The organism is Yersinia sp. 1252 StPb PI (assembly GCF_048593885.1).
Taxonomy (GTDB): Bacteria; Pseudomonadota; Gammaproteobacteria; order Enterobacterales; family Enterobacteriaceae; genus Yersinia; species Yersinia enterocolitica_E.
Map to the genome: position 1 here is coordinate 22,802 of NZ_JAZGQE010000032.1, position 13,700 is coordinate 36,501.

The following is a 13,700-nucleotide window of genomic DNA, read 5'->3' on the forward strand; positions in this document are numbered from 1 at the left end:
ACCACTACTCTAAAAAATAGGACTGTAACTTTTCGCGCTCAGCGCTACCAAGACCAAACTCCTGTTGCAGCCAGTGCTCACGGCTACTATAACGCTCTTCAATGCTACGCAGAGCCGTTTGAATAAACTCTTCTTTGGCCGATAAGACAAAAGCGAATTGTCCTAACGCTTGGTCATTCAGTTTGAGTGCCAACTCTGCCAGCATATGTTCACGAAAAGGGGCCAGAGTGGTTTCAGTCAACAGATAATCTTCCAATACCGTCGATTCATCGGCACCCAAGGCAAATAACACCAGTGCAGAACCAATACCAGTACGGTCTTTCCCGACAGCACAATGTTGTACCACACCCGCAGCAGCATGCTCCGAAGATGCGCAATTTTGCAACAATCCAACCAGTTGTTTATAGGCTTGATTATTAAAAGGCAGCCGGCGATAAAGCTCTAACATAAAACCACGGGCATCAAATGCCGCTAATGTCTCGTTAGTCAGCTTTTCCAAATTGGCGTTGACTTCACTGCTCAACGGATTGGCTGGAATATTATGATAACTGGCTCCGTGCCATACCACATCGGGTTTGGCCTGAACTTCATCAGCATCGCGATAATCAAGAATTTGAGCGACGGAGCCACTACTGAGGAAATCACAATCTCGGGTACTTAAGCGGTCGAGTGAACCTGAGCGGAATAGCAATCCGCGCTTGATACGCCGCCCATCAGCAGCCTGATTACCGCCAAGGTCACGAAAATTAATACCGCCATCAAGTGCGATTAGGGAGGGATGGGATAGAGCAGTTTTCGTCATATTTTCCTCTTATTATTGTTCTTTATAAGAGTGATGACCTTACCAGATAAAGCGGAGAAATAAAAAACGGGCCAGAAAGCTGACCCGATAATAGACGGTTTGTTGACTCGCCAATCGTCGCTATTAGCTCAGACGGCGGGCCTAGATCAAATGACGAGCTGCTTCTACCACAATTTTCACCGCGTCACTTTCAGTCGCTTTCATAGTTTCTTCGTTTGGGATCTCTTGCTGGGTGCGGTTTACAATTACCCCTGCGACCATGCCGGCGCGCAAGCCCTGGCTGGCACACATGGTGAGCAAGGTTGCAGATTCCATTTCATAATTCATCACGCCCATAGATTGCCATTCTTCCATGGAGCCTTTAAAACGGCTGACAACACGGCCAGAGAAGGTGTCATAACGCTCCTGCCCCGGATAGAAGGTATCGGAAGAGGCGGTCACACCAATATGAGTAGTCGCCCCCACTGATTTGGCAGCATTAACTAATGCAGTGGTGCAGGTAAAGTCAGCCACTGCTGGGAACTCCATCGGCGCAAAATGCAGGCTGGCTCCGTCTAAACGTACAGCGGCGGTGGTAACCAACACATCACCAACATTAATATGTGGCTGAATAGCACCAGTGGTACCAATACGTAGGAAAGTCCGTACACCAAGCTGTGCCAGCTCTTCAACCGCAATAGAAGTCGATGGGCCACCGATACCCGTTGAGCAGACGATCACTGCTTTGCCATCCAATTCGGCGCGCCACGAAGTAAATTCACGATGAGAGGCCAAATGTACTGGGTTATCCATCAATTTAGCGATTTTCTCAACACGCTGTGGATCACCCGGAACGATAGCCAGAGTCGCCCCTTGCAGATCATTTTTAGTCAGGCCCAAGTGAAAAACGTCAGATTTAGCCATGTGTGAGAGTCCTCTTTCATGAGAGATGTTGTAGGGGGGTGCAAAGAAATACTTTACTCAAAATCGCCACCTTATTTCGTGATGACAGTCACTTTGCCAAAAGAAATGAATTACACAATACATTTTAAATGTGATTAAAATCACATTTAATGGCAATTAAGACTATTTTTTAGACCAAGCTGGCGAAAAATGACAATTATACCCAAGCTGATTACAGTTGCAGCTAACACCACTGCAACGCCAGGTACGAAAGGTATATTTCTCTATAAGCAAGAATGATAGACCAATATTCTGCTATCAATTGCTAACTTCTATCGATTGTTAACTTCTATCGATTGCTAAACTCTATCAACTATTTGTCTGAATTATAAAATTCAAGATATGAATCACCAAAAATTATAATTACAAAAAACCTGATCTCATTAATCTCAAAGATTACCTATAGTTAAACTCGGCAATAGCAAAAATCAGGGAGTAATGGGTAATTCAACTCGGTAATTTTTTCTCATATCGCAAGGAGACCACAGTGAAAACTGATCAACTTATGACTCCCAGGCAGGCGGCAGGCGGTTTCACCTCTGCGGTAGGCCCACTGGCCTCGACGACCCGCCATACCGATCAACAAGGTATTCACTGCACAGAAACCACCATTCCGTCTCAGGGCGATGAATTACCGGCCTATATTGCCAAACCGGCCCAGCAAAACGGGCCATATCCGGTGGTTATTGTCGTGCAAGAAATCTTTGGCGTACATGAGCATATTCAGGATATCTGCCGCAGACTAGCGAAACAGGGTTATCTGGCCATTGCACCTGAGCTGTTCTTCCGCCAAGGCGATGCCAAAGAATATGATGACATCAATGCATTAGTGAAAAATCTGGTGGGTAAAGTGCCAGACCGTCAGGTTATGGTGGATCTTGATCATGCGGCGCATTGGGCATCACGCCATGGTGGGGATACCAGTAAACTGGCCATTACCGGATTTTGCTGGGGTGGGCGGATTGCGTGGTTGTATGCGGCCCATAACCCACAGTTAAAAGCGGCAGTGGCTTGGTATGGCAAACTGGTCGGTGAAAAAACCTTACTGTTACCCAAATCTCCGGTTGATGTCGCGGTTGATCTCAATGCTCCGGTGCTAGGGTTGTATGGCGGCAAAGATGGCAGTATTACGCAAGAACATATCGATACTATGCGTCAGGCATTGCGTGCAGCAAATGCCGATGCAGAAATCATTGTTTATCCAGATGCTGGGCATGCTTTTAATGCTGACTACCGCCCAAGTTATCACGCCGAATCCGCACTGGATGGCTGGCAACGGATGCTCGATTGGTTTGATCAACATGGTGTTGCCGCCAATCCCATATCTGAATACGTGAAATAACGGCAATAAAAAGGGCGCGAGATGCGCCCAGAATTTAACGATTAGATCGAGATAGCATCAGAGCTGTTCTGCACGCAAACGCTGCGCAGCCAGTACCATGTTTGCCAGTGCCTGACGGGTTTCTGGCCAACCACGGGTTTTCAAACCACAATCCGGGTTAACCCACAAACGTTCTGCCGGGATACGTTGAGCGGCTTTACGTAGTAATGCTTCAATCCACTCCACACTTGGCACATTTGGTGAGTGAATATCATAAACGCCGGGCCCAATTTCATTCGGATAAGCAAAATCTTCGAATGATTCGAGCAATTCCATATCGGAGCGAGAGGTTTCGATGGTAATCACATCGGCATCCAGCGCAGCAATGGAATCCATGATGTCATTAAACTCGCAATAACACATATGAGTGTGAATCTGGGTGTCATTCTGCGCGACAGCCGCATTCAGTTTAAAGGCATCGACGGCCCATTGTAGATACGCTTGCCAATCGGCACGGCGCAGAGGTAAGCCTTCACGTAGCGCAGGCTCATCAATCTGGATGATGCCAATCCCGGCTTTCTCCAGATCTTCCACTTCATCACGCAGCGACAGAGCAATCTGTTTGGCGATGGTTTCACGGCTGACATCTTCGCGCGGGAATGACCAACACAGGATAGTGACCGGGCCGGTCAACATGCCTTTTACTGGTTTGTCCGTCAGCGATTGAGCATATTTGGCCCATTCAACCGTGATAGCTTGCGGGCGGCTGATATCACCAATAATGACCGGCGGCTTAACACAACGGGAACCGTAGCTCTGCACCCAACCATTTTGGGTAAAAACGAATCCATCCAGATGTTCGCCAAAATATTCAACCATATCATTACGTTCTGCTTCGCCATGAACCAGTACGTCCAGACCTAAACGCTCTTGTTCAGCAATGGCTTGCTTGATATGTTCGCTGATACCGGTGCGGTAGTTTTTTCCATCCAAACGGCCTTGCTTGAAGTCCAGACGCAGACCACGGATCTCGGTGGTTTGCGGGAATGAGCCGATAGTGGTGGTTGGCCAGGCTGGTAAGTTAAAGCGCTTACGCTGCGCTTCAGCTCGGCCTTCATAAGGCAGTTGGCGTTCAATATCCTGCGCAGTAATGGCCGCCAGACGTTGTTCCACCTGCGTATTATGTACACGGCTGGAAGATTGACGGGCACGGATCGGTGCACTGTACGCTGCCAGCTCGGCCAATTTGGCTTCGCTCGGCGTGTTTAACGCTTGTGTTAATAATGCCAGTTCAGCGCATTTTTGCAGCGCAAAGGCAAACCAGCTTTTCACTTCTGCATCAAGACGTGTTTCTTCACTTAAATCAATCGGGCTGTGTAATAAGGAGCAAGAGCTACCCAGCCAGAGTTGGCGGCCATTAGCCTGTGGTTGCAGGCGTTCGAACCAGTTGCTAAGGTCTGCACGCCACACGTTACGGCCATTAATCACCCCCAGCGAGAGCAGCCACCCTGTTGGCAATTTTGCATCCAGAACAGCAATATCATCTTTGCCTGCAACCACATCAACATGCAGACCTTGCACTGGTAACTCACGGATAACGTCAAGGTTATGGCCGATGCTGTCGAAATAGGTGGTCAGCAACAATTTAACCTTGCCTTCCAGCGCCTGATAAGCCGACTGATAAGCGTCCAGCCACTCTGGTGGTAACTCCAGTACCAATGCAGGTTCGTCAATCTGTACCCACTCAATGCCACGTTTCGCTAATTCAGCCAGCACTTGTTGGTACACCGGGAGGATATCTTGCAGCAGAGAGAGGCGGTCAAACTGCTCGCCTTTAACTTTACCCAGCCACAGATACGTTACCGGGCCCAACAATACTGGTTTGATTTTGTGACCTAATGCCAGCGCTTCGTCCACCTCATCCAGCAGTTGAGTCCAGCCCAGTTTGAACTGCTGACCTAGTTGGAACTCTGGCACCATGTAGTGATAATTGGTGTTAAACCATTTAGTCATTTCCGCCGCTGCCGCAGGCTTACCGGTTGGTGCACGGCCACGGCCAATACGGAAGAGCGTATCCAAATCAATAGAACCATCTGTATTTTGATGGCGCTCTGGGACGTTGCCCAACAGCAGGCTGGTGGTCAATACATGGTCATACCACGCGAAGTCACCGACCGGCACCAAATCAATACCTGCTTGCTGCTGCTGTTGCCAATGGCGGGCGCGCAATTCACGACCCACATTGAGCAGTTCTTCTTGCGTGGAGTTGCCTGCCCAGTAACTTTCTTGTGCTTTTTTCAGTTCACGTTTCAGACCTACACGCGGAAAACCCAGTGTGTGATTTAAAATTGTCATCGTCATATTTCCCATTTAGCCATCCAGATGTTTACACATCCATAATCAACAGGTACTGTATAATCCACAAGCGCATTTTGTTCACTGTCACTGTGAAGGACTCTCATGATCGAACTGAAACACTTACGCACCCTGCAAGCTTTGCGTAATACCGGCTCGCTGGCGGCGGCGGCAACGCAACTTCATCAGACCCAATCGGCCTTGTCTCATCAATTCAGCGATCTGGAACAACGTCTGGGTTACCGTCTGTTTGTGCGTAAAAGCCAGCCGCTACGTTTCACTACGCAGGGAGAGATCTTGTTACAACTCGCAGAACAAGTGCTGCCACAAATTAAACAGGCACTGCAAACCTGCAATGAGCCGCACCAAACTGCGCTGCGCATCGCCATCGAATGCCATAGCTGTATTCAGTGGCTGGCACCTGCCTTGGATAACTTCCACAAAAACTGGCCGCAAGTGGCGATGGACTTCCAATCAGGCGTGACTTTCGATCCTCAACCCGCCTTGCAGCAAGGGGAGCTGGATCTGGTGCTGACATCAGATATCTTGCCGCGCAGTGGTCTGCACTATTCGCCAATGTTTGATTTTGAGGTGCGTCTGGTGCTGGCACCAGACCACCCATTAGCCAATAAGGCCCGCATCGAGCCGGAAGATTTAGCGCAAGAAGTGTTAATGATTTATCCGGTACAGCGGCAACGGTTAGATGTCTGGCGGCATTTCCTGCAACCCGCGGGGGTAAATCCGCCGCTGAAGAATGTGGATAATACTTTGCTACTGATTCAAATGGTGTCAGCACGCATGGGGATCGCCGCCCTACCACATTGGGTGGTAGAGAGTTTCGAACGTCAGGGATTGGTCGTCACTAAAACACTGGGAAATGGTTTATGGAGCCGGTTATACGCGGCCGTCCGTGATGGAGAGCAGCGCCAACCGGTTACTGAAGCTTTTATTCGTTCGGCCCGGCAACACGCTTGCGAGAGTCTGCCGTTTGTAAAGAATGCGGAGCGACCCAATGCCGGTGTACCCATAGCGAAGCCATTATCACAATTGCCCCAATGATAAAACTGGGCCAATGGGGCTTTTCTTGCCAAATCGCCAGATTCACCAGCAGCCCAGCCGGAACATGCACGTTATTCATGATCCCCAAGGTGCCAGCATCGACTTGTGTCGCGCCATAGTTCCACATGAAATAACCTAACGCAGAAGCCCCGACGCCCAGCCACACCAACACGCCCCACTGCAATTGCGTCGTGGGTAGTTTTTGTGGGTTACCAAAGGCAAACCAGGCAACAACCGCGACGGCGAAAGCACCAATATAGAACCATGAGAATGCCACATGCTGTGGGATCGGGTGGACTTCCATCAAGCGTTTGTAGCCCACTTGTCCGATGGCAAAACAGAGGTTTGCCGCCTGAACCAGCAGCAACCCCCACCAAAAATGCTCGCTCAAATGGTCGTAGCGAATGATAGCCGCCCCGACTACTGCCAGTAACGCACTCAGAGCATAGCCCCAGCGCAAGCGCTGGCGGCGCAGTAAATCATAGATCAAAGTGACATACAGCGGGGTCATCACCGTGAACAGCAAGAATTCCGGTACCGTCAGGTAGAGATAGGCACGGAAGCTGAACAAGTACATGATACCTAACTGAATTGAACCCACAGCCATGTACAGCAGGATCACCCGCCAGTGGATGTTTTTCCAGCGCAAGAACGGCAAAAAGACCAGCGCGGCTAGCCCAACCCGCATTAGCACAGAGAACCAACTATCCACCTGTCCTGCCAGATATTCGCCAATCAGGCTAAATGAAAATGCCCATAAAATGGTGGTAACGACCAGTAACAACACGATAGTTTGGCTCATTGAGAAGATAAAGTGCAATTGTAGCGGAAGCCACAACGCAACTTTGCACAAACTAGGTTTACATCTGCTCGTATTTAACCCAGTCGAACTATCTTCATGTCAGGTACTATTCCAATAATCACCTAAGAGTTACATTCCCACGCCGATAATGGTCAGGATTAACGGTGTTGTGACCGCGGCAAGCACTGTAGACATCACCAAACTGGCGGCGGCGGGGCCAGTCAGTACATTAAACTGGCGTGACATCAGATACACATTCACGCCGGTAGCCATTGACCCCAGTAATACCACCACCTGCGTTTCCAGCGCTGGCAGGCCCATCGCCCATGCCAATGCCCAAATCACCATCGGCTGAACAATCAATTTGAGAAAACAGATCGCACTGCTGATTTGCCAGCCTTCCGTGACGCGATATTCCGCCAGCCCCATTCCCAATACAATCAGCGACAACGGTGGTGCTACCTGCCCTAACATGGTTACAGGTTGATCAATAAACTGCGGTAATTGCAGACCAGTCAGGCTGAATAAAGTGCCAGAAATGATTCCTATAATCAGAGGGTTAGTCAGCACGCTACGGGCAGTTTTCGCAAAGCCCTCCAGTGTTGGCGAGCCATTGCGCGCCCACTCCACCGAGATGGTGACTAATGTCCAGAGGATCAGGCCGTTAAACACCAAAACCAGCGCCACTGCTGGGATAGATTTCTCCCCCAACATAATGGTGGCAATAGGCAGGCCCAGCATCACGTTATTAGAGAAAATGCCGCCGAGGGCAAAAACGGAACCGGACACGCCATCCAGATGAAATATCCGGCTGGCAACAATCCGCCCGATAACAAACACCACCAGACAACTACCAAAAAAGGCAATCAGCAGGCGTGCATCCACCGCTGGGCGCTCAGAGAAATCGCACATCATACGAAACAGCATAGCGGGCAATGCGAGGGAGAAAACAAAGCGGGTCAGGCCATCCGTTATGGTAGAGGGCCATTTACCAAATCGTACCAAACAGTAACCCAGCGCAAGCAGCACAAATAACGGTGAAGACAACACAATCTGGTGCCAAAGCGAAATAACAAAGGCGGGCATGGTTCACTTCCTGTCAAGCCGGGCCAGACCAGCCCGTAAATGTAAGAATGGCTGACCTACTCTGTTTCCTGTTTTATTTATATCAAAGTCATTGGAGTTACAGGTAGGCGGCAAGCTAACACCCCTGTAGCTTCAAGAACGAGGGCATATCAAATCTATACGGTCAGTACAGATACAGTCAACGCCCCACTTTAACAATTCCTGCGCACGCGCCGGTTGGTTGACGGTATAGACCAAAATACGCAGCCCGGCGGCTTTGAGTAACGCTACTCGCTCCGCGGTCAACTGTTTGTGGTTAATGTGCAAAGAGACACAATCCAACTGACGGGTCATCGCCTGCCAGTTGTCATCCCATTTATCCAACAATAAACCACGTGGCAGCTCAGGTGCGGCCTGTTGGGCTGCTGCTAATGCATCAAACGAAAAAGAGGACAATAACGGCGGTATCGCCTGACCTTGCCACAACAAGCGGGCAGCCAGTGCAATAGCTCGGCCAGTGGCTATTTCAGTGCCAGTGGTGGGTTTAATCTCGATATTAGCGGCCATATCATGCTGTGCACAGCGAGCTGCCACTTCGGATAAAAGAGGCAGGCGCTCACCACGAAATGCTGTGCTATACCAGTCTCCGGCATCTAACTGAAAAAGGTTTTCCCATGACAAATCACCGGCAACTCCCCAGCCATTACTGGTGCGTTCCAGCGTATCGTCATGCAATAGAAATATCTGGCCGTCGTGCGATAATTTTACGTCAAACTCAATCATCTTGTGGCCATAACGAGCGCCAACATCAATGGCTGCTAAGGTGTTTTCCGGTGCCAGTGAACCACCACCGCGGTGAGCGACGATCGAAGGGTAAGGCCAGTTTTTACTCATGATTCCATCCGTAGTCCGCTATCTGAATCAAAAAAGTGCAGCGCCGTTGGCGGTAAATATAAATGTAATGTACTGCCCACCGCAGGCATTTCCTCGTGGGATAGGCGGGCAATAACACTCTGTCCACCCCACTGACCATGTGCCAGATTATCTGCACCCAACAATTCCAGCGTCAATAGTGGCATCGGTATACCCTGCGCCGAAGTTGCCTGCTGAATATGCTCCGGGCGAATGCCGAGGGTCAAGCGCCGATCCGCCCATTGTGGCCGAGGCTGTTCCAACGGCAGAGTTAGGCCATCAGATAAAATAAACCCGCCGCCATCCGGGCTGACGGTTCCGGCTAACAAATTCATCGCAGGCGAGCCGATAAAACTGGCCACAAACAGTGTCGCTGGCCGTTGGTAAACCTCGCTTGGCGTACCAATTTGTTCGGCAACCCCTTTATTCATCACAATCACCCGCTGAGCCAATGTCATCGCCTCAACCTGATCATGGGTCACATATAGACTGGTGGTTTTTAGTCGGCGGTGCAACTGTTGCAGCTCAAGGCGCATCTGCGCCCGCAGTTTGGCATCCAGATTGGAAAGTGGCTCATCAAACAAGAAAACCGCCGGTTCACGCACAATGGCCCGCCCCATTGCCACCCGCTGCCGCTGGCCGCCAGATAGTTCACGCGGTTTACGTTTTAGTAGCGGTTGCAGTTCCAGAATTCGTGCGGCTTCATCCACTCGCTGGCGGATCTGCTCTTTGCCAAAACCACGAATTTTCAGGCCATAAGCCATGTTGTCGAACACACTCATGTGGGGATACAGCGCGTAGTTCTGAAACACCATCGCGATGCCACGATCTTTGGGTTCCAGATGGGTAACCCGCTGATTATCAATATAGATATCACCACTGGTGGTGCGCTCCAATCCAGCAACCATACGCAGCAGCGTCGATTTACCACAGCCAGAGGGGCCAACCATCACGATGAATTCACCGTCGGCGACATCTAAATCAATTTGTTTAATCACTGGCGTGACGCCGTCATAAGATTTGGTTACTGCCTGAAGTTTTAAACATGCCATATCAGATTACTTCTCACTGTCTACCAGGCCGCGTACAAACCAACGCTGCATCAGAAGGACCACCGCGACCGGTGGAATTAAAGTCAGGATCATCGCTGCCATCACCTGATTCCATTGAGTTGGCGCACCTGAGCTAGAGATCATGCTCCTTATCCCAGCCACCGCGGTGCCCATAGAGGCATCGCTGGTAATCAGAATTGGCCAAAGATATTGGTTCCAACCATAGATAAAAGTGATCACAAACAACGCGGCCAAATTGGTTTTAGATAGTGGCAATACGATATCCCAAAAAAAGCGCATCGCCCCGGCACCGTCAATGCGCGCCGCTTCCAATAGCTCATCGGGCAGGGTCATAAAGAACTGGCGGAATAAGAAGGTTGCGGTGGCTGACGCCATCAGCGGCAGGGTCAACCCGGTATAACTGTCAAGCATATTCAGGTTCGCAATCACCTGAATTGTTGGGAAAATACGCACTTCCACCGGCAGCATCAGGGTCAGGAAAATCAACCAAAAAAACAGGTTACGTAGCGGGAAGCGAAAGTAAACGATGGCATACGCAGACAACATCGACACGGTGATTTTGCCAACAGTAATCGCAAACGCCATCACGAAACTGTTAAACAGCATCAGCCCGAAAGGCGCACTGTTATTCCCCACCCCGACATGCCAGATGTGGCTAATGTTCTGCCACAAATAGGGCCCGGGGATCAGGGTCATCGGTACCTGAAACACTTGAGTGTCATCCAGCGACGCGGCAACAAAAGCCACATACAGTGGGAACAGGATCAGTAACACGCCGATAATCAGCATGACGTGACAAAAAATGTCCAGCCCACGACGATTCTCAATCATTGGTAACGCACCTTACGTTCAACAAAACGGAACTGGATAACCGTCAGGCCAATCACCAGTAACATCAGCACCACCGACTGAGCGGCAGAGCTAGATAAGTCCAGACCAGCAAAGCCTTCGCGATAAATTTTATAAATCAGGGTCGTCGTGGCTTGCATCGGCCCACCGCCCGTCGCCGCATCGATAACGGGGAAAGTATCGAAGAAGGCATAGACCAGATTCACCACCAGCAGGAAGAAACTGACCGGTGAAATCAGCGGCAGCACCAGATTAAAGAAGCGGCGTACTGGTCCGGCGCCGTCAATAGCAGCGGCTTCAACCAATGAGCGCGGAATGGATTGCAGCGCGGCAAGGAAAAACAGGAAGTTATAACTGATTTGCTTCCATACTGAAGCCAACACTACCAAGAACATGGCCTGCCCGCTGTTTTGCGCGTGGTTCCAGTTGTAACCCAATGTGGCAAGGAAATGTGTTATCAACCCCAGCCCCGGATTGAACAGGAAAATCCACAATACAGCAGCGACAGCAGGGGCCACCGCATACGGCAGAATCATTAAGGTTTGATAGATACGACTGCCGCGCAGAACGTAATCCACCATGGCGGCCAGAAACAGCGAAACAATCAAACCAATACCAGCCACCAACGAGCTAAAAATCAGCGTGGTATAAAACGAAGCCAAATAGTATTCATCCTGAAAAAGCTGAATAAAGTTACTCAGCCCGACAAATTTATTGGAGAGACCAAAAGGGTCCAACATTTGTACCGAGTACCACAGCGCCTCACCGGCAGGCCACAGGAAGAAAACAGCGGTAATGGCCAGTTGGGGCAATACCAACAGGTAAGGCAACCAACTACAGGAGAAACCGGGACGGGAAGATGACATAAAATTAACCGTTTATCAGACGTGATATTGATTACACCAGCGTGCTAATTGAAAACGTGACGCCCTAATTTAATACCGCACAGCACTATTGGTTGGCGTTATTGGCGCAGGCAGTTTGGGTGCGAACAGTGCACCCAAACTGGCAAGTAGAGTAGCCAAATAACCTTATTGATTAGCTTGTTCAAAGCGGCGCAGTAACACATCACCACGTTTAACGGCGCTATCCAACGCTTCTTGAGCTGTTTTCTTACCGGTCCACACCCCTTCCAGCTCTTCATCTACCACGGTACGGATCTGTGGCATGTTGCCCAGACGCAAGCCTTTGGTGTACGGCAATGGCGGTTTGTTCAACATCTGGCGAGTCGCCACGTCAGCACCTGGGTTCTTATCATAGAAACCTTGCTGTTTGGTCAGCTCATAGGCTGCCGTCGTGATTGGCAGGTACCCCGTCTTCTGATGCCATTCGGCAGCAATTTCTGGTTGAGCCAAGTATTGCAGGAATTCAGCGACACCTTTGTAAGTGTCTTTATCTTTGCCATCCATCACCCACAGACTGGCACCGCCGATAATGGCGTTTTGTGGTGCATTTTTCTCGTCAGCATCGTAAGGCATCATGCCAACGCCATAGTTAAATTTGGCGTAATGGCGGATATCAGCAAGTGAACCGGAAGAGGCCGTAGTAATGGCACAATCACCGTTATAGAACTTGGCCGTTGACTCATCTTTGCGGCCAAAATAGGTGAAATCACCTTTTTTATTCATATCTGACAGCAACTGGATATGCTTAACCTGTACTGGTTTATTGAATTCCAGTACCGCATCGGTGCCATCAAAACCATTATTCCGGCTGGCAATGGGTTGACCGTGCCATGCACTGAAGTTCTCAATTTGAATCCAACCCTGCCAGCCGCTGGCGTACCCACAGCTTGAACCCGCTGCGCGCAGTTTTGCAGTATCGGCCGCCAATTCCTGCCATGTTTTTGGTGGTTGATCCGGGTTCAAACCTGCTTTCTTAAAGGCATCTTTGTTGTAATACAACACGGGAGTGGAACTGTTAAATGGTTGAGATAATAAGTGGCCAGTCTTGGCATCGGTGTAATAACCGGCGACTGTTGGCACGAACACCGATTCATCAAATTTGATATTGGCATCTTTAAATACTTGGAATACTGGCTTAATCGCTTTGCTGGCCATCATGGTGGCAGTGCCCACTTCATACACCTGCAAGATTGCGGGGGCTTTACCCGAGCGAAACGCTGCTATCCCTGCCGCCAGGCTCTGTTCGTAGTTCCCTTTATATACGGGTACGATTTTATAGTCGCTATGGGACTGGTTAAATCGGTCAGCTAATGAATTAACCTCGACACCTAACTCCCCTTCCATCGAATGCCAAAAAGGAATTTCAGTCACTGCCATCGCATTGGCACTAAATGCCAATGTCAGCGCAATACCAAGCGATGTCTTACGAATGATTTTATTAAACATATTGGCCCCTGAATAAATCCGTATGGCTCACATCAATGAATTACTGTGGACAAGTGAGCGAAATAAATCAGTTTTTGTTCGCAAACAAACATGACACCCTTTCATGACGGAAATATAACAATTACATGACATAAAAATGACAATAAAACAAACAAGATATATCAACATC

At 49.6% G+C, this 13,700-nt stretch carries 12 protein-coding genes; 2 read left to right on the plus strand and 10 right to left on the minus strand.

Features of this window, described 5'->3' with window-relative positions; translation table 11 throughout:
• Positions 1 to 4: 4 nt before the first annotated feature.
• Together V2A85_RS07365 and udp are read right to left on the minus strand one after the other, a co-directional pair.
• Positions 5 to 802, minus strand: coding sequence for a tyrosine-protein phosphatase (locus V2A85_RS07365; RefSeq protein ID WP_420071164.1), 798 nt, complete (start codon positions 800 to 802; stop codon positions 5 to 7).
• A gap of 141 nt (positions 803 to 943) precedes the next feature.
• Positions 944 to 1,705, minus strand: coding sequence for a uridine phosphorylase (gene udp / locus V2A85_RS07370; RefSeq protein WP_005187884.1), 762 nt, complete (start codon positions 1,703 to 1,705; stop codon positions 944 to 946).
• Between the two features lie 526 nt (positions 1,706 to 2,231).
• Here udp and V2A85_RS07375 point away from each other — a divergent pair.
• On the plus strand, positions 2,232 to 3,086 hold the full coding sequence (locus tag V2A85_RS07375; protein ID WP_420071165.1) for a dienelactone hydrolase family protein: 855 nt from the start codon (positions 2,232 to 2,234) through the stop codon (positions 3,084 to 3,086).
• 57 nt (positions 3,087 to 3,143) lie between these two features.
• On the opposite strand, the gene metE is transcribed toward V2A85_RS07375, so the two are convergent.
• Positions 3,144 to 5,420 (minus strand): 5-methyltetrahydropteroyltriglutamate--homocysteine S-methyltransferase, encoded by a 2,277-nt coding sequence (gene metE / locus V2A85_RS07380; protein ID WP_420071166.1) that lies wholly within the window; start codon positions 5,418 to 5,420, stop codon positions 3,144 to 3,146.
• A gap of 105 nt (positions 5,421 to 5,525) precedes the next feature.
• On the opposite strand from metE, the gene metR reads away from it, so the two are divergent.
• A complete protein-coding gene (gene metR, locus V2A85_RS07385) occupies positions 5,526 to 6,479 on the plus strand; it encodes an HTH-type transcriptional regulator MetR (RefSeq protein ID WP_372560037.1) in 954 nt (317 codons plus the stop codon).
• Here metR and V2A85_RS07390 read toward each other — a convergent pair.
• From V2A85_RS07390 to ugpB, 7 genes are all read right to left on the minus strand, one after another.
• On the minus strand, positions 6,367 to 7,266 hold the full coding sequence (locus V2A85_RS07390) for a carboxylate/amino acid/amine transporter (RefSeq protein WP_372560666.1): 900 nt from the start codon (positions 7,264 to 7,266) through the stop codon (positions 6,367 to 6,369). The two genes, metR and V2A85_RS07390, sit on opposite strands and share 113 nt — an antisense overlap.
• A gap of 144 nt (positions 7,267 to 7,410) precedes the next feature.
• On the minus strand, positions 7,411 to 8,367 hold the full coding sequence (locus tag V2A85_RS07395; protein ID WP_420071167.1) for an AEC family transporter: 957 nt from the start codon (positions 8,365 to 8,367) through the stop codon (positions 7,411 to 7,413).
• Between the two features lie 132 nt (positions 8,368 to 8,499).
• Entirely contained in the window at positions 8,500 to 9,240 is a 741-nt protein-coding gene (gene ugpQ / locus V2A85_RS07400) for a glycerophosphodiester phosphodiesterase (RefSeq protein WP_372560039.1), read from the minus strand.
• Positions 9,237 to 10,310 (minus strand): sn-glycerol-3-phosphate import ATP-binding protein UgpC, encoded by a 1,074-nt coding sequence (locus V2A85_RS07405; protein ID WP_420071168.1) that lies wholly within the window; start codon positions 10,308 to 10,310, stop codon positions 9,237 to 9,239. The genes ugpQ and V2A85_RS07405 overlap by 4 nt, the downstream gene beginning before the upstream one ends.
• 6 nt (positions 10,311 to 10,316) lie before the next feature.
• Positions 10,317 to 11,162: a sn-glycerol-3-phosphate ABC transporter permease UgpE gene (gene ugpE, locus V2A85_RS07410; protein WP_420071169.1), complete on the minus strand. Its 846-nt coding sequence runs from the start codon at positions 11,160 to 11,162 to the stop codon at positions 10,317 to 10,319.
• Positions 11,159 to 12,046 (minus strand): sn-glycerol-3-phosphate ABC transporter permease UgpA, encoded by an 888-nt coding sequence (ugpA, locus tag V2A85_RS07415; RefSeq protein ID WP_372560042.1) that lies wholly within the window; start codon positions 12,044 to 12,046, stop codon positions 11,159 to 11,161. The genes ugpE and ugpA overlap by 4 nt, the downstream gene beginning before the upstream one ends.
• Before the next feature lie 165 nt (positions 12,047 to 12,211).
• On the minus strand, positions 12,212 to 13,531 hold the full coding sequence (gene ugpB / locus V2A85_RS07420) for a sn-glycerol-3-phosphate ABC transporter substrate-binding protein UgpB (RefSeq protein ID WP_372560043.1): 1,320 nt from the start codon (positions 13,529 to 13,531) through the stop codon (positions 12,212 to 12,214).
• Positions 13,532 to 13,700: the final 169 nt, after the last annotated feature.